Below are 15,682 nucleotides of genomic sequence, written 5' to 3'. Positions count from 1 at the left end.
GTCCTCCGTCTCCTGACGTCAGCAGGCCTACCCTGCGCGGGTGGTTCGGCATGGCCGCGTCGACCCACTGGATGGCCACCGGCGCGGCTCAGTCCGTGCTGGAGCGCGGCGGCAACGCATTCGACGCGGCCGTGGCCGCGGGTTTTGTGCTCCACGTGGTCGAACCCCACCTCAACGGCCCGGGAGGCGACCTGGTGGCTCTCATCGCGCCCGCCGATCGAGGCCGGGTCGAGGTCGTTGTGGGACAGGGGCCCGCACCCCGGGGCGCCTCCATCGAGGCGTTCACCGCCATGGGGATCTCCGAGGTTCCCGCGGCGGGTGCCCTCGCCGCAGCGGTACCCGCGGCCGTCGAATCGTGGCTGTCGATCCTCGAAGAACACGGCACATGGCACCTGGCCGATGTACTCGCCTACGCGATCGACTACGCCCGCAACGGAATCCCGTGCAGCCCCAAGCTGGCCGGAGTCATCGAGACGATGGCCCCACACTTCCGCGAGCACTGGCCGACCTCGGCCGAGGTATGGCTCGCCGACGGGATACCGAGCGAGGGCCACCTCATCCGGAACCGCGCATACGCGTCACTCCTCGACGAACTGGCGGCCGCCTCGTCCGCGACATCTCGGACCGAAGGCATACGACGCGCCCGAGAACTCTGGCGCGGGCCGATCGCGCGGTCGATCGTGTCGTTCGCATCGAGGCCTCATCGACACTCCGACGGGCGGGATCACGCCGGGGTGATCACGGCACACGATTTCGCCGAACTCACCGTCCCGCGCGAAGAGCCGCTCGTCCGGAACTTCCACGGGGTCGAGGTGGTCAAGGCGGGGTTCTGGTCCTCGGGACCGGTGTTGCTTCAGGCGTTGGGCATCCTGGAATCGGCGGGCCAGACCAGGCGCATCGATCCGTCGACCGTCGAGGGCATCCACACCATCACCGAGGCGATGAAGCTGGCGATGGCCGATCGCGACGCCTACTACGGCGACGCCCGCGCCCTGCCGGAGACCGTCGCCGAATACCTTCTGTCCCCGGACTACTGCGCTCGACGTGCGGGCCTGATCTCCGACGAGGCCAGCGGCGACTTCCGTCCGGGCACGGTTCCCGGGTGTCGACCCTTCATCCCTCCCGTGTCCGAACCCGACGGTGTCCCGACCATCGGGACCGGTGAGCCCACTGTCTCGCGAGATGGCGAAACACGGGGTGACACTTGCCACGTCGACGTCGTCGACCGCTGGGGGAACTTCGTCTCGGCGACTCCGTCCGGCGGGTGGCTGCAATCGTCGCCGGCGATTCCCGGCCTCGGCTTCTGCCTCGGGACACGGCTGCAGATGACGTGGCTGGATCCGACCTCGCCGTCGGCGTTGACGCCCGGCCGCCGCCCGCGGACCACGCTCAGCCCCACGATGCTGTCGAGTGCCGGAACGCCCGTCGCCGCGCTGGGTACGCCGGGGGGAGATCAACAAGACCAATGGCAATTGCTCTACCTCCTACGCACCGTCGTCGGCGGCTACACGCCCCAGGAGGCGATCGACGCGCCCATGTTCCACACCACCGCGATCACCAGTTCTTTCTGGCCGCGGATGAGGTCGGAGCGCGGTCTGGTGATCGAGGACCGCGTGGATCCCGAAGTGCTCGACGGTCTACGCGAACGAGGACACGACGTCGCCGTGTCATCCGGATGGTCGCTCGGCCGTCTGTCCATGGTCGGACGAGATCCGTTGAGCGGCATGCTCAGCGGAGCCGCAAATCCCCGCGGGGGTCTCGGATACGCCGCCGGCCGGTGATGCGGCAAGGCGTCAGCGGGCACCCTTGCACTTGACCGCCGACTAGTCCGTCGCCGCCCGCCGCAACAACTGATGCGTGCGATAGGGGACGAGTTCCTGCATGGCGAGGCTCACGTTGGTCCGCTCCACCCCGTCGACGTCGAGGATGAGTCCCGCGACGCGGTACAGGTCGTCGGTGTCTGCGGCGACGATTCGGATGAGAAGGTCTGAGGGACCGGATAATCCGATCACCTCGACGATCTCCGGGATGCCCGCGAGGCTCTCGGTGACCTCCGCGAGTCGGCGCTGATCGACCGTGGTGATCACGAAGGCGAGCAACGGCAGACCGAGGCTACGCGGTGAGACCCGCCGGTCATAACCCCCGAGAACCTCGTCCCGATCCCACCGATCGAGCCTGGACTGCACGGTGTTTCGCGATACCTCCAGCCGGGCCGCGAGATCCACGCCGGTGGCTCGAGGGGTCTCGCACAGCGCGAGGAGTAGGCGGGCGTCGGTGCGATCGAGATCAGGCATACCGCTCAGTGTGCCACACCACACACCCGGTTCGGTTGAGCATTATGCGCAATCCAAAAGTGGGCGGTTGCGCACACGGTGCGTCAGTGTTTGTCTCGAATCAACAGACTGCCCAATGGCACCAACCGTTCTCAGGAGGAACCATGGTGTTCGAACTCCATGCCACCCCCGCCCAGCTCCTCACCGCGGACGGGACTCGCGTCGAGGACGACGACCTGTCGCCCGCGATCGCCGACATCGACGGCGAGGCCCTCCGTGATCTCTACGAGGATCTCGTCGTGGTTCGCCGGATCGACTCCGAGGCAACGGCTCTGCAACGCCAGGGCGAGCTCGGACTGTGGGCTCCGCTGCTCGGCCAGGAAGCCGCACAGGTGGGATCCGCACGGGCACTCGACACGTCCGACTTCGTCTTCGCCAGCTACCGCGAACATGGCGTCGCCTACTGTCGCGACGTCGATCCCACGCACATGCTGCGGTTCTGGCGCGGTTCGACCCACTCGGGATGGAATCCGCTCGAGTACCGGATGACCACTCCGGCAATCATCGTCGGATGCCAGGCCCTGCACGCGACGGGTTACGCCATGGGTTCGGCACTCGACGGAGACACCGCCGCGACGATCACCTACTTCGGCGACGGCGCCACCAGCCAGGGCGACATCTCCGAAGCCTTCCTGTTCGCGGCCAGCTTCCGGGCCCCGGTGGTGTTCTTCTGCCAGAACAACCAGTGGGCCATCTCCGAGCCGGTGTCGCTGCAGACGACCGTGTCGATCGCCGAACGCGGCCGCGGGTTCGGCATCCCGTCGATTCGCGTCGACGGCAACGACGTACTCGCCGTGCTGGCAGCCACACGACTGGCGCTCGCCAACGCGCGAGAGGGCAACGGGCCCAGCCTGATCGAGGCGGTCACCTACCGGATGGGCCCGCACACCACGTCCGACGACCCCACCCGCTACCGGGACGCCGCCCTCGACGACGAATGGAAGCAGAAGGATCCCCTCGATCGGGTGCGCGCTCTGCTGGAGCGCGAAGGGCTCGTCGACGACGCGTTCCTCTCCCGCATCCAGGAGCGGGCGGACACCACCGCCGCCGCATTGCGCAAGGGCTGCCTGGAAACCGTCGAACCCGAACCCATGTCCCTGTTCGATCACGTCTATGCAGACCCGCATCCGCTGATCGACGACGAACGCGCACAGTACGCGAACTATCTCGCCGGATTCGAAGGATCGACACGATGAGCAACACCACCACGCTCCCCCTGGGCAAGGCACTCAACGCCGGTCTGCGGCGCGCGCTCGAAGACGACCCACGAGTCCTGTTGATGGGTGAGGACATCGGGGCGCTCGGCGGGGTCTTCCGCATCACCGACGGACTGCAGAAGGACTTCGGACCGCATCGTGTGGTCGACACGCCGCTCGCCGAGTCCGGCATCCTCGGAACGGCGGTCGGGCTGGCCATGCGCGGCTACCGGCCGGTCATCGAGATCCAGTTCGACGGGTTCATCTACCCGGCCTTCGACCAGATCGTGTCCCAGGTCGCGAAGCTGCACTACCGGACGAGCGGTAACGTGAAGATGCCGCTCACGATCCGCGTCCCCTACGGGGGCGGCATCGGCGCCATCGAGCACCATTCCGAATCCCCCGAGGGCTACTTCGCCCAGACCGCGGGTCTGCGCGTGGTCACGTGCAGCAACGCCGCGGATGCGCATCTGATGATCCGGCAGGCGATCGCCTCCGACGATCCCGTCCTGTTCTTCGAGCCGAAGCGGCGCTATTGGGAGAAGGGTGAGGTCGATCTGCAGGCCCCCGCCGACTCCTACCCACTGCACCGTGCGCGGACCGTCGTCGAAGGCGACGACATCACGTTGCTGACCTACGGACCTCTCGTCACCACAGCCCGTCAGGCCGCGAAAGTCGCTGCCGAAGAGGGAACTTCGGTGGAGGTGATCGATCTTCGGTCATTGTCACCGCTCGACATGGACACCATCGAGAACTCCGTGCGCAAGACTGGGCGACTGGTCGTGGCGCACGAGGCGCCGGTCTTCCTGGGCATCGGCGCGGAGATCGCCGCCCGCGTCACCGAGCGATGCTTCTACCACCTCGAAGCCCCCGTTCTGCGTGTCGGCGGCTTCGCCATCCCGTACCCGCCCGCCAAGCTCGAGGAACACTTCCTCCCCGATGTCGACCGCATGCTCGATGCGGTCGACAAATCTACGGCCGCGTGACGGCAGAGGACCTGACGATGAGCACCATCAACACCTTTCATCTGCCGGACCTCGGTGAAGGACTCACCGAGGCCGACCTCGTCACCTGGACGGTCGGGGTTGGCGACACCATCGAACTCAATCAGGTGATCGCCGAGGTCGAGACAGCCAAGGCCTCGGTGGAACTGCCGTCCCCGTACGCCGGGACCGTCGTCGCACTGCACGCCGCCGAAGGGGACACCATCGACGTCGGCCGGCCCATCATCGACATCGACACCGGCGGGGAACCCGTCGATGGATCTGACGTCGAGGCCGAGTCCGCGGCCGCTGCCTTCGAAGGAGAAACGGAACGCGTCCCGGTACTGGTCGGCTACGGGGTGGCCGGCGAGGGCACGAGCCGCCGGCGACGAGGCGGGACCGCGCCGCGTGTCGACAACCCACCGTCCCCCGACTCCGCCACCCGAGGCATCACGCCTGCGGACGCCGAAGGTCGCCGACGTCCGCTCGCGAAGCCGCCGGTTCGGTTCCTGGCCAAGCAGAACGGGGTCGACCTGGCCGCGGTCACACCGACCGGCCGGCACGGAGAGGTGACCCGTGCTGACGTGACCGGGTACCTCTCCGACCAGAAGGCGCCACCCGAAGGCGGCGCCCACGCCGATGCCGACGTCGTCGGCGATCCAACCCCGGCGACACCGCATCTCGAGGAAACCCGCACGCCGATCAAGGGCGTACGCAAACACACCGCGGCAGCGATGGTCTCCTCCGCGTTCACCGCGCCGCACGTCACCGAGTTCGTGACGATCGACATCACCGAGACCCTCGAACTACTCGATCGTCTTCGCGCCCATCGCCGGTTCGCCGAGACCCGACTGACTCCCCTCGCACTGATCTCCAAGGCGTTGCTCATCGCCCTGCGGGCGAACCCGAGCCTCAACTCGCACTGGGACGAGGACGCACAGGAGATCGTCACGAAGCACTACGTCAATCTCGGCATCGCGGCCGCCACGCCGCGCGGACTGATGGTGCCCAACATCAAGGGCGCAGAACGCATGTCGCTCCACGAACTCGCTGGGGCGCTGGTCGAACTGACCACCACGGCGAAGTCGGGAAAGACCCCACCGGCCGACCTGGCGGGCGGGACCATCACGATCACCAACGTCGGAGTGTTCGGCGTCGATTCCGGCACACCCATTCTCAATCCCGGCGAGGCCGCCATCCTCTGTGTCGGAGCGATTCGTCGTCAGCCATGGGAACACCAGGGCGAGATCGCCCTTCGCTCGGTCACGACCCTGAGTCTGTCCTTCGACCATCGGCTCGTCGACGGCGAACAGGGTTCACGTTTCCTCGCCGACATCGGACGCATCCTGTCGGACCCGTTCGAACTGATCGCGCTCGGATGACCGGGCGCAGACCGAATACAGGAGAACCCTCATGACCCGCACCCCTGATGTCGTCGTCCTCGGCGGTGGTTCAGGCGGTTATGCCTGTGCGATCCGTGCCGCACAACTCGGGCTCGCCGTGACGCTGGTCGAGTCCGGCAAGCTCGGCGGCACGTGCCTGCACCGGGGTTGCATTCCCACCAAGGCGCTCGTCCACGCGGGCGAGGTCGTCGAGACCATCCGGGACAGTTCGCGATTCGGCGTGCTGGGATCACTAGACGGCATCGACATGGAACGGGTCCACTCGTACAAGAACGGAGTCGTCGGCAAACTGTTCCAAGGGCTCCAGGGCCTGATCCGGCACCACGGCATCGAGGTGGTCTCCGGCCATGGCCGGTACGTCGGCAACAAGACCGTCGACGTCGACGGCGAGCCGATCGAAGCGCGACGCGCTGTGGTCCTGGCGACCGGTTCGCAACCTCGGACCATTCCCGGCCTCCCCATCGGCGACCGGATCATGACCAGCGACGACGCCCTCGAACTGTCGCAGATCCCCTCGCGAGCAGTCATTCTCGGCGGCGGTGTGATCGGGGTCGAGTTCGCCGGTCTCCTCGATGCACTCGGGACCGAGGTCACCGTGGTCGAAGCGCTCCCGCGACTCGTCGCGTCGGAGGACGAGTGGTCGTCGAAGAGACTGGCTCGGGCTTTCCGCAAGCGCGGGATCGACGTCAGAACGTCGACGAAGGTCCTCGACGCGCACCAGACCGGAGCCACCGTCACCATCAGCACGGATGCCGGGGAGAAGATCGACACCGACCTCCTTCTCGTCGCAGTGGGTCGCGAACCCCGCACAGGCGACAGCGGTGTCGCCGAGGCGGGCGTCGCTCTCGACCGGGGCCACGTCGTCGTGGACGATCAGCTGCGGACCAACCATGACGGGGTGTGGGCCGTCGGAGACGTCGTCACTGGACTCCAACTCGCGCATCGCGGTTTCCAACAGGGTCTGTACGTCGCCGAACAGATCGCCGGCCGACATCCGGCTCCCCTCGACGAGACCGGAATCCCGCGTGTCACCTACACGAGTCCCGAGATCGCGTCCGTCGGGCTCACCGAGGCGCAGGCCCGCGCGAAGTACGGCGACGTCACCACCGCCGAGTACGACCTCGCCGGCAACGGCAAGAGCCAGATCCTGGGCACCGCAGGAGGAATCAAGCTGATCCGCGCGGGCAACCACGACGAAGACGGCCCGGTCGTCGGCATCCACATGGTCGGGGACCGGATCAGTGAACTGGTGGGTCAGGCCCAGTTGATCGTCAACTGGAATGCCCACCCGGAGGATGTGGCCGCGCTCATCCACGCCCACCCGACCCAGTCCGAGGCTCTCGGCGAAGCGCATCTCGCACTCGCCGGCCAGCCGCTCCACGCCCATGGCTGACACGATCAACCACCCCATCGAAGAAGGAACCACCTTGTCCGTCACCGTCGACACCCGCCACGATGCCCCCGACGCCGCTGTGTTCGGCCGCACCGACGCCATCCCCGGGCTCCCCCATGAACAGGTGGTCTTCTGCGAGGACGCGGCCACCGGCCTCCGAGCGATCATCGGTATCCACTCCACCGCACTCGGTCCCGCGCTCGGTGGGACCCGATTCCACCCGTACCCCGATCAGGGCGCAGCGCTCACCGACGTACTCCGGCTCTCCCGCGGAATGACCTACAAGGCGGCGGTCGCGGGGGTCGATCTCGGCGGCGGGAAGGCCGTGATCATCGGTGACCCGGCGCGGGACAAGACACCCGAACTGCTGAGGGCGTACGGCCGCTTCATCGACACCCTCGATGGTCGGTACATCTCCGCGGGTGACGTCGGCACCGGCACCGAGGACCTCGACATCATCGGTGAATCCACCGATCATGTCGTCGGACGATCCGCGTCGGCGGGCGGCTCGGGGAACAGCGGGCCCATGACCGCTTTCGGTGTCTACCAGGGCATGCGGGCCGCGGCCGCGGCAGCCTGGGGGTCGCCGGATCTGGGCGACCGTGTTGTCGGCGTCGAAGGCGTCGGAAAGGTGGGCGCCGAACTCATCTCGTTGTTGCTGGCCGACGGGGCACGCGTCGTGGCCACCGATGTGAACCACGAGGCGTTGGCCGCGGTCGCGAACCGGTTCTCGGGGGTCGCGACATCAGGTGACCTGCTGGGCGAGACGCTGGACGTCTATGCGCCGTGTGCCCTCGGCGGAACCCTGCATCCGCTGTCGCTGGAACGCATGACCGCGTCGGTGGTGTGCGGGGCCGCGAACAACCAACTCCTCGAGCCAGGCGTCGACGAACTGTTGCGTGATCGCGGGATCACCTGGGTGCCCGATTATGTCGCGAACGCGGGCGGGCTGATCCAGGTCGCGGGTGAACGAGAGGGAGTCGAGCCCGACGCCGTGCGCAGCCGCGTGGCGACCATCTACGGAACGGTGACCGGGATCTTCGAACGCGCAGCCGCGGAATCCATCGCCCCCGGCCGCGCCGCCGACCGGATCGCACGGGCGCGCCTGGCCGAGGCCCGCGACGCGTGAGCGGGCCGCGCCACCGACCCGGCGCGCCGGATTCGCATCCGCGCGCGGTACTCGCCCGGTACCGTCCGCGAGATGACCTATACGAAGGTGATCGCCGCGATCCGGGGCGGCGGGCTGGCACGAGCCGACGCGGATGATCTGGTCGCGCGGTGTGCTGCGGCCGGGGCGGTGCGCGTCCAGGTGAACATCAGCGACGACCAGGTGTCGGCGGCTATGCGCATCGACGAGCTCGACCCGCCGATCGTCGCGGTGGTGTCGTTCTGGGCGCTCGAAGCGGCGCCGGTGCTCGACGCCATCGGCGAGGAGACGCAGGGTCCCCTCGCGGCCTGGGAGGTGACCGCGCGCACACCCCTCGACCCGGATCTGCCCGCGGACGGCTCGCGGATCAACGCCCTGTCCAACGTCGCCTTCCTTCGTCGCCCCGCCGACCTCGATCATGACGAGTGGCTACGACGCTGGTTGGACGACCACACCCAGGTCGCCATCGACACCCAGGACACGTTCGGTTACGTGCAGAACATCGTCGAACGTCCCCTCACCGAGGACGCGCCGGCGGTGGCCGCCATCGTCGAGGAACTCTTCCCGATGGGCGCTGTCAGCGACATCCACGCCTTCTACGGCAGTGGTGGCGATCAGCAGGAGCTCGAACGCCGGATGACACTCATGCTCGAGAGCGTCGCCCGCTTCGGAGCCGACCGGAATCTCGACGTGGTGCCGACATCTCGTTACGACTTCGACCTCAGCCGGTCGCCGGCCTGAGCCCGACGCGTCAGACAGCAGAATCCGGGAAGGCGATCACTGACAGGAAACGCACCGGCAGTTCGACGAGTTCGACCGGCCCGTGCGCTCCTTCACCGTCGAGTTGCAGTGAATCCCCGGGGTTCATCCGGTAGATCGACCGGCTGTGGGCGTAGTCCATGACACCTTCGAGCACGTAGAGGAACTCTGTTCCCGCATGCTGGAACAGCGGTTGCGTCACCGACTTCTCGGTCAGGGTCACGAGCAGGCATTCCAGGCGTTTGTGTTCTCCGCGCAACGAACCGAGCAGTTCGTACTCGTGGCCCTCACGCGAACCCTCGCGGACGATCTCCGAACCCTCGCCCGCTTTCACGTAGACCGCAGAGCGTTCCATCTCGGCTCCCCGGAACAGCGAGGTGACCGAGACATCGAAACCGTTCGCCAGTCTCGCGAGTGTGCTGAGACTGCAAGAGGTCTGCGCGTTCTCGATCTTCGACAACATCGCCTTGGAGATGCCCACACGAGACGCCATGTCTCCCACGGACAGTCCCTGCTGGCGACGCAACCGACGCACGTTGTGCGCGATGGCCGTCTCGAGTTCGAGCTCCTCGACCGACTGGCCCACGGGACGTTCGCGGGCGATGCCGGACTGGTTCCGGATCAATGGGTCGTCGGTCACGCTGCCAGCATAGTGAGCCTCGGTGTTTCCTGACAGTTGACACACGACCCTGTCCTCTCGTCGGACACCCCCGCCTACGAGGTGATCAGCGCATCTCTCCCGCGCCCACGTACGGGAAGCGGGTCGTGAGGAGGTCATCCTCGGCGAACCTGGAGAACCGGAAGTCCGACTCGGGAATGCGGGGGTCGGAGCTACGGCCGTCGACGACGAGATCGGCGATCAACCGGCCGACGGCGGGCGAGATCTTGAATCCGTGCCCGCTGAAGCCGGCGGCGATCACGAGCCCCTCCAGTGGGCCGCGGGAGATGATCGGATTCCAGTCGGGCGTGACGTCGTAGCACCCGGCATAGCTCGTGGTGATCGCCGGATCGGCGAAACCCGGGAACCGGGTGCCGACCTTGTCGACGGTGAGGTCGATGAAGTCCGCGTCCGCACGGTTGCGGTAGTCGTCCGGATCCGCGATGTCGAGAGCCGCGAGATCGCTGTTGCCGAAAAGGATCTCGCCCCGGACATCCGGGCGAACGTACTGCAGTGACACCAGGTCGGAGAAGACGGGCACGTCACCGAGGTCCGCACCGGGATGGATCATCACGATCTGTTCGCGATGCACCTCGATCGGGACGTCGACTCCGTGGGGAGCGAGGAACGGCCTGGACCAGACACCGGTCGCCACCACCACGGTGTCAGCCGAGATGGTCGTACCGTCGGCGAGACGGACTCCCGTCACCCGGTCGGCATCGACGAGAAGACCGGTGACGGAAGTTCCCTGCCGGATACGGATTCCCGCTGCACGCGCAGACGCCGCGAACGCCTGCGCGGTCTGATAGGCGTCGCCGTACCCGCCACGTTCTTCCCAGCCGAATGCCGCGAACGGTTCGAGGTCGGCTGTCGGCCACATGCCGGCCACGTCAGCTGCGTCGATCTCCTCGGTCTGCACGCCGACCGCACGTTGCGCCGCAAGGCTCTTCCGCATGTTCTCGACGTTGGGCTCGCCGACGCCGACGACATAACCGGTCTGCCGGAACCCGATGTCGGAGCCGAAGATCTCTTCCGCCTTCTCGAAGACCTCCAGTCCGGTCGCGGCCATAGCCGCCAACGAACCCACTCCGTAGTGGCAGCGCACGATTCCCGACGACTTGCCGGTCATCCCGCCGCCCACGGTGTCCCGTTCACACACGACAACATCGGTGATTCCGCGCTGACCCAGCGCCCACGCCGCAGCGGAACCTTCGAGACCTCCACCGACGATGACGACCGACGCGGTCTCGGTGCTCACAGCCCGGTCCCCGGAATCCAGCTGGTCCCGGCGAGCGGAACCCGTGCCATCGCCGACGCCTCGATCGAGATCGCGACGAGGTCTTCGGGCTCCAGGTGCTGCAGGTGCGCCTTGCCGCACGCGCGGGCGATCGTCTGGGCCTCCATCGTCATCACGCGCAAGAAGTTCGCGAGGCGCCTTCCGCCGAGCACGGGATCGAAACGGGCGGACAACTCGGGGTCCTGCGTGCTGATGCCCGCCGGGTCGCGCCCGTCCTGGAAGTCGTCGTAGAAGCCGGCGGCCGAACCCAGCGCCTCGTACTCGGCGGAGTATCGAGGGTCGTTGTCGCCCAGGGCGATCAACGCCGCTGTTCCGATGGCGACGGCGTCGGCACCGAGCGCCATGGCCTTGGCGACATCGGCGCCGTTACGGATCCCACCCGACACGATGAGCTGGACTGTGTCATTGCGACCCGCCCCTGATCCCGCCCGCCGGTGTACACCCAACTCCTGCAATGCCTGCACCGCCTGCGGAATCGCGGCGAGGGTCGGGATGCCGACGTGTTCGATGAAGACGTCCTGGGTGGCGGCGGTCCCGCCCTGCATGCCGTCGACCACGACGACGTCGGCGCCCGAGTGCACGGCGAGCTTCACATCGTAGTAAGTGCGGGTGGCGCCGACCTTGACATAGATCGGCTTCTCCCAGTCGGTGATCTCGCGCAGTTCGTTGATCTTGATGGCGAGATCGTCGGGCCCGGTCCAGTCCGGGTGCCGGCACGCGCTGCGCTGGTCGATGCCCTGCGGGAGGGTCCGCATCCCGGCCACACGCTCGGAGATCTTCTGTCCGAGCAGCATTCCGCCACCGCCGGGTTTGGCTCCCTGGCCGAGCACGATCTCGATCGCATCGGCCTTGCGCAGGTCGTCAGGATTCATGCCGTATCGCGAGGGAAGATACTGGTAGACGAGGTTTTTCGACTGCCCTCGCTCTTCGGGCGTCATGCCGCCGTCACCGGTGGTGGTCGACGTGCCGACCTCGGACGCGCCGCGTCCGAGGGCTTCCTTCGCGCCGGCGGACAGCGCACCGAAACTCATGCCCGCGATGGTGACGGGGGTGGAGAGATGCAACGGGTACTTGGCATTCCGGTTGCCGAGGACGACATCGGTGTCGCAACGTTCGCGATAACCCTCGAGGGGGTAGCGCGACATCGAGGCGCCCAGGAACAGTAGGTCGTCGAAGTGCGGGAGCTTGCGCTTGGCGCCCCAACCGCGGATGTCGTAGATGCCGGTCTCGGCGGCCCGCTGGATCGCGGCGATGGTGCTGCGGTCGAATGTGGCGGACTCGCGCAGTCCGCGCTGCTCGACACTCAGGTTGTCGGTCATGGTGATCCCTGTCTTGATCGGGGGGTTCAGTACGCGGCGGAGTTGTCGACCGTGAAGTGGTAGAGCTCGCGGGCCGAGCCGTAGCGGGTGTAGTCGCGGGGGTCGTCGTCGCCGAAGCCGGCTGCCTTGAGCAGGCCGGTGAGTTCCTCGAGATGTTCTTCTCGCATGGGCTTGGCGGTGCAGTCGGCCCCGAGGGAGGCGACCTCACCGCGGACGTAGATGCGGGTCTCGTAGATCGAGTCTCCGAGTCCGTCGCCGGCATCACCCCGAATGACGAGCCGTCCGGCCTGTGCCATGAAAGCGCTGTTGTGGCCGACGTTTCCGCCCACCACGATGTCGACGCCCTTCATCGAGATGCCGCATCGGGCCGCGGCGTCGCCCTCGACGACGAGCAGGCCGCCGTGCGCGGTCGCGCCCGCCGACTGCGACGCGTTGCCCTTCACGATCACGCTGCCACTCATCATGTTCTCGGCAACCCCGGTGCCCGCGTTGCCGTTGATGGTGACCTCGGCCTGTTGGTTCATCCCCGCCGCGTAGTAGCCGACATGTCCGTTGACCGTGATCTTCAGCGGCAGGTTGACACCAGCGGCGACGCTGTGGGCGCCCGCGGGATTCTCGATCACGATCTCACCGGAGATGTCGCCGTGCAGAGTCGAATTCATCTCGCGGAGAGTGGTCTTCGCGAGGTCGAAGGTGTGCTGGCTGTTCATCGCCTCAGCTTTCGCCGTGCCGGTGGGTGTGGGTGGGTGGTCGACGGTCATCGCGTCCATGCGTAGACGACCTCCGGTTCGGGCTCCCAGATGCGGGCGTTCGCCACTCCCGGCAGCTTGGCGAGAGCACGGTACTCACTGGCCATCGCCACCCAGTCGTCGGTTTCGGCGATGACCGCCGGTTTGCACGCGATCGCATCGCGGACGACGGCGAACGAATCCCGGTTGGACACCAGCAGCGTGTAGAAGCCGTCGAAGGTCGCGCAGACCTCCTTCAGCGCGGTCTCGACATCCTTGCCTGCCGCGAGTTGGTGCGCGACGAACCGGGCGCCGACCTCGGTGTCGTTCTCACTGTCGAATTCGACTCCCTGGGCGCGCAATTCGCGTCGGATCGTCGCATGGTTCGAGAATGATCCGTTGTGGACCAGGCACTGCTCCGGGCCCACCGCGAACGGGTGGGCTCCCGAAGAGGTGACCGCCGATTCGGTGGCCATCCGGGTGTGTCCGACACCCTGCCATCCAGACGCCGCGTCGAGTCCCCACGACCGGCTCAGGTCCCGCGGTGCGCCGACCCCCTTGAGGACGGTGAGGTCGGAACCGAAACCGGCCACGAGCGCGACCGGATAGGCGGCACGGGCTACGGCGAGCAGCTCCTCGGCGGGCACCGGCGCGGAGGCCACGAGCGTGACATCGATCGTCTGCGCCGCCACCGGCGCCCCGAGCGCCGCGCTCAGGGTCGCGCTCACCTCGTCGGCGGTCACTTCCAGCTCGAGGAGCGATATGCACCCCTGCCCGGCAGGAGCCCAGTCCGGATTCCCGTAGACGGCGATGCCCGCCGAATCGGCACCGCGGTCCTGCATCTCGCCGAGCATCTCGGCGAGCATCGCACCGAGCCGAGGATGGAGATCCGGGTTGCGCAGATGCAACCCGACTATTCCGCACATGGTGAGGTCCTTACGTCGTAGTGAAAGATGTTGTGAGACAGGCTTCGCGGTCTGATGCGGGTCAGAACGCGGTCAGGTACTTGTCGACCTCCCACGGCGAGACCGCCGCATGCCAGTCGAAGAACTCCGCGCGCTTGAGACCGGCAAAGTAGGTGGAGACGCGCTGCTGATCGGCGGGCCAGTCCTCGGGGATCGCCGCGTCGAGCGCACCGTTGAGGACCGCGTCGCATTCGAGCGCCTCGACCGCGTGCAAGAGGGTGAGGGGCAACTCGGCGACGTGCCCGGGACATCCTCCGACGCCGCCGGGGTCGATACTGCGCTTGATGCCGTCGAGCCCGGCCCCCAGCAGGGCGGCGACCGCCAGGTAGGGGTTCGCGGACCCGTCGGCTCCGCGCAATTCGACGCGCTGCTCGTCGGGGACCCGGATGTAGTGAGTGCGGTCGTTGCCGCCGTAGGTGGCGCGACGCGGTGCCCAGGACGCGCCCGAACGGGTCGCAGTGGCCCCGGTTCGCTTGTAGGAGTTGACCGTCGGCGCGATGACCGCCTGTAGAGCGGGTGCGTGCTCGAGGATGCCGCCGATGAATCCATACGCGGTCGCCGACAACCCGAGCCCACGTTGGTCGTCGGCGACCTGTGGGAACACCGGCTCCCCGGCGGAGGTGAGCGAGAGGTGGAAGTGCAGGCCCGATCCGGTGCGCTCCGCGAAGGGCTTCGGCATGAAGGTGGCGATCATGCCCTTCTCCGCGGCGAGCGCCGAGAGCAGGTAGCGAAGGGTCACCACGCGATCGGCCGTGGTCAGGGCGTCGGAGTAGGCGAAGTTCTGCTCGAACTGTCCGTTGCCGTCCTCGTGGTCGTTCGCATAGTTCCCCCAGCCGAGCCGGTTCATCGCGGTGGACACCGTGGTGAGGTGTTCGTACATGCGGGTCAGTCCGCGGACGTCATAACACGGCTGGTCGGAGTCGTCGGCGGTGTCGGCGGTCACCAGAGAGCCGTCCGCGGTGCGCTTGAGGAGGAAGTACTCCACCTCGGCACCCACCCACGGCTCGAATCCGGCGTCGGCGGTCTGGGCGATGAGCGCTTTCAGGATGTTGCGCGGGGCGAACGGCCACGGCTTGCCCTCGACGTGCGGGTCACATTGGACGACGGCGAGGCCCTCCTTGATGAACGGGATGGGTAGGAAGGAACGCACATCCGGGATCGCGATGAGGTCGGGATCCTTCGGTTCCTGACCGATGGCGCCCACCGCGTAGCCAGCGAAACCGACTCCGTCCGTGGCCAGTTCGTCGATCGCCTCGACCGGCACCAGTTTGGCGCACGGTTTGCCGCGCAGGTCGACGAACATCGCGAGGATGAACTTGGTGCCGTGCTCCGCGCAGAGCTCGGCGAGGCTGCCGGCGTCGGGGATCGTCTCGGTGGTTGTCATCGTGTGCTCCGGGGGTCGACTCTAAGGGTGCTCGGTCAAAATGTCCACTGTCGTGAATCACCGTCTACCGTTAGTAGACGTGGTGGATGTTTCGACCCTGTTTCGTCCCGGTGAGAG

The 15,682-nt window shown here is 67.1% G+C and carries 14 protein-coding genes; 7 read left to right on the top strand and 7 right to left on the bottom strand.

Annotation, left to right across the window (positions count from 1 at the left end):
• Window positions 1-50: 50 nt before the first annotated feature.
• Entirely contained in the window at window positions 51-1,781 is a 1,731-nt protein-coding gene (locus tag MAY35_RS14550) for a gamma-glutamyltransferase family protein (protein ID WP_238422012.1), read from the top strand.
• Window positions 1,782-1,823: 42 nt separating this feature from the next.
• Here the strand turns inward: MAY35_RS14550 and MAY35_RS14545 are convergent, their stop codons facing one another.
• Window positions 1,824-2,294, bottom strand: a complete 471-nt coding sequence (locus MAY35_RS14545; protein WP_238422011.1) for an Lrp/AsnC family transcriptional regulator — start codon at window positions 2,292-2,294, stop codon at window positions 1,824-1,826.
• A 143-nt stretch (window positions 2,295-2,437) separates the two neighbouring features.
• Here MAY35_RS14545 and pdhA point away from each other — a divergent pair, with 143 nt between their 5' ends.
• The 6 genes from pdhA (at window position 2,438) to MAY35_RS14515 (ending at window position 9,196) form a co-directional block, all read left to right on the top strand.
• Window positions 2,438-3,529 carry a pyruvate dehydrogenase (acetyl-transferring) E1 component subunit alpha gene (gene pdhA / locus MAY35_RS14540; protein ID WP_238422010.1) on the top strand — a complete coding sequence of 364 codons (1,092 nt, stop codon included), beginning with the start codon at window positions 2,438-2,440 and terminating at the stop codon, window positions 3,527-3,529.
• Window positions 3,526-4,515, top strand: a complete 990-nt coding sequence (locus MAY35_RS14535) for an alpha-ketoacid dehydrogenase subunit beta (protein WP_238422009.1) — start codon at window positions 3,526-3,528, stop codon at window positions 4,513-4,515. The genes pdhA and MAY35_RS14535 overlap by 4 nt, the downstream gene beginning before the upstream one ends.
• 17 nt (window positions 4,516-4,532) lie before the next feature.
• Entirely contained in the window at window positions 4,533-5,894 is a 1,362-nt protein-coding gene (locus tag MAY35_RS14530) for a dihydrolipoamide acetyltransferase family protein (RefSeq protein WP_238422008.1), read from the top strand.
• 31 nt (window positions 5,895-5,925) lie between these two features.
• Complete coding sequence (gene lpdA, locus MAY35_RS14525) at window positions 5,926-7,308, top strand: dihydrolipoyl dehydrogenase (protein ID WP_238422007.1); 1,383 nt, start codon at window positions 5,926-5,928, stop codon at window positions 7,306-7,308.
• Window positions 7,301-8,437 (top strand): Glu/Leu/Phe/Val dehydrogenase dimerization domain-containing protein, encoded by a 1,137-nt coding sequence (locus tag MAY35_RS14520; protein ID WP_374237957.1) that lies wholly within the window; start codon window positions 7,301-7,303, stop codon window positions 8,435-8,437. Before lpdA ends, MAY35_RS14520 begins: the two co-directional genes overlap by 8 nt.
• A 72-nt stretch (window positions 8,438-8,509) precedes the next feature.
• The gene (locus MAY35_RS14515) at window positions 8,510-9,196 is read left to right on the top strand and encodes an EthD domain-containing protein (RefSeq protein WP_238422006.1); all 687 of its coding nucleotides are present in this window, start codon (window positions 8,510-8,512) and stop codon (window positions 9,194-9,196) included.
• A 10-nt stretch (window positions 9,197-9,206) separates the two neighbouring features.
• Here MAY35_RS14515 and MAY35_RS14510 read toward each other — a convergent pair whose 3' ends face one another.
• From MAY35_RS14510 to glnT, 6 genes are all read right to left on the bottom strand, one after another.
• Window positions 9,207-9,899, bottom strand: coding sequence for an XRE family transcriptional regulator (locus tag MAY35_RS14510; protein WP_238422005.1), 693 nt, complete (start codon window positions 9,897-9,899; stop codon window positions 9,207-9,209).
• A gap of 40 nt (window positions 9,900-9,939) precedes the next feature.
• Window positions 9,940-11,130: an FAD-binding oxidoreductase gene (locus MAY35_RS14505; protein WP_238422004.1), complete on the bottom strand. Its 1,191-nt coding sequence runs from the start codon at window positions 11,128-11,130 to the stop codon at window positions 9,940-9,942.
• Complete coding sequence (locus tag MAY35_RS14500; RefSeq protein WP_238422003.1) at window positions 11,127-12,488, bottom strand: FMN-binding glutamate synthase family protein; 1,362 nt, start codon at window positions 12,486-12,488, stop codon at window positions 11,127-11,129. The genes MAY35_RS14505 and MAY35_RS14500 overlap by 4 nt, the downstream gene beginning before the upstream one ends.
• A gap of 26 nt (window positions 12,489-12,514) precedes the next feature.
• Entirely contained in the window at window positions 12,515-13,258 is a 744-nt protein-coding gene (locus tag MAY35_RS14495; RefSeq protein ID WP_238422002.1) for a protein glxC, read from the bottom strand.
• Entirely contained in the window at window positions 13,246-14,142 is an 897-nt protein-coding gene (locus MAY35_RS14490; protein ID WP_238422001.1) for a glutamine amidotransferase, read from the bottom strand. Before MAY35_RS14490 ends, MAY35_RS14495 begins: the two co-directional genes overlap by 13 nt.
• Before the next feature lie 61 nt (window positions 14,143-14,203).
• Entirely contained in the window at window positions 14,204-15,565 is a 1,362-nt protein-coding gene (gene glnT, locus MAY35_RS14485) for a type III glutamate--ammonia ligase (RefSeq protein ID WP_238422000.1), read from the bottom strand.
• Window positions 15,566-15,682: the final 117 nt, after the last annotated feature.

The sequence above is a fragment of the Gordonia sp. 'Campus' genome (genome assembly GCF_022206305.1).
Lineage (GTDB): Bacteria > Actinomycetota > Actinomycetes > Mycobacteriales > Mycobacteriaceae > Gordonia.
This window is presented reverse-complemented; position numbering and strand designations above follow the sequence as displayed.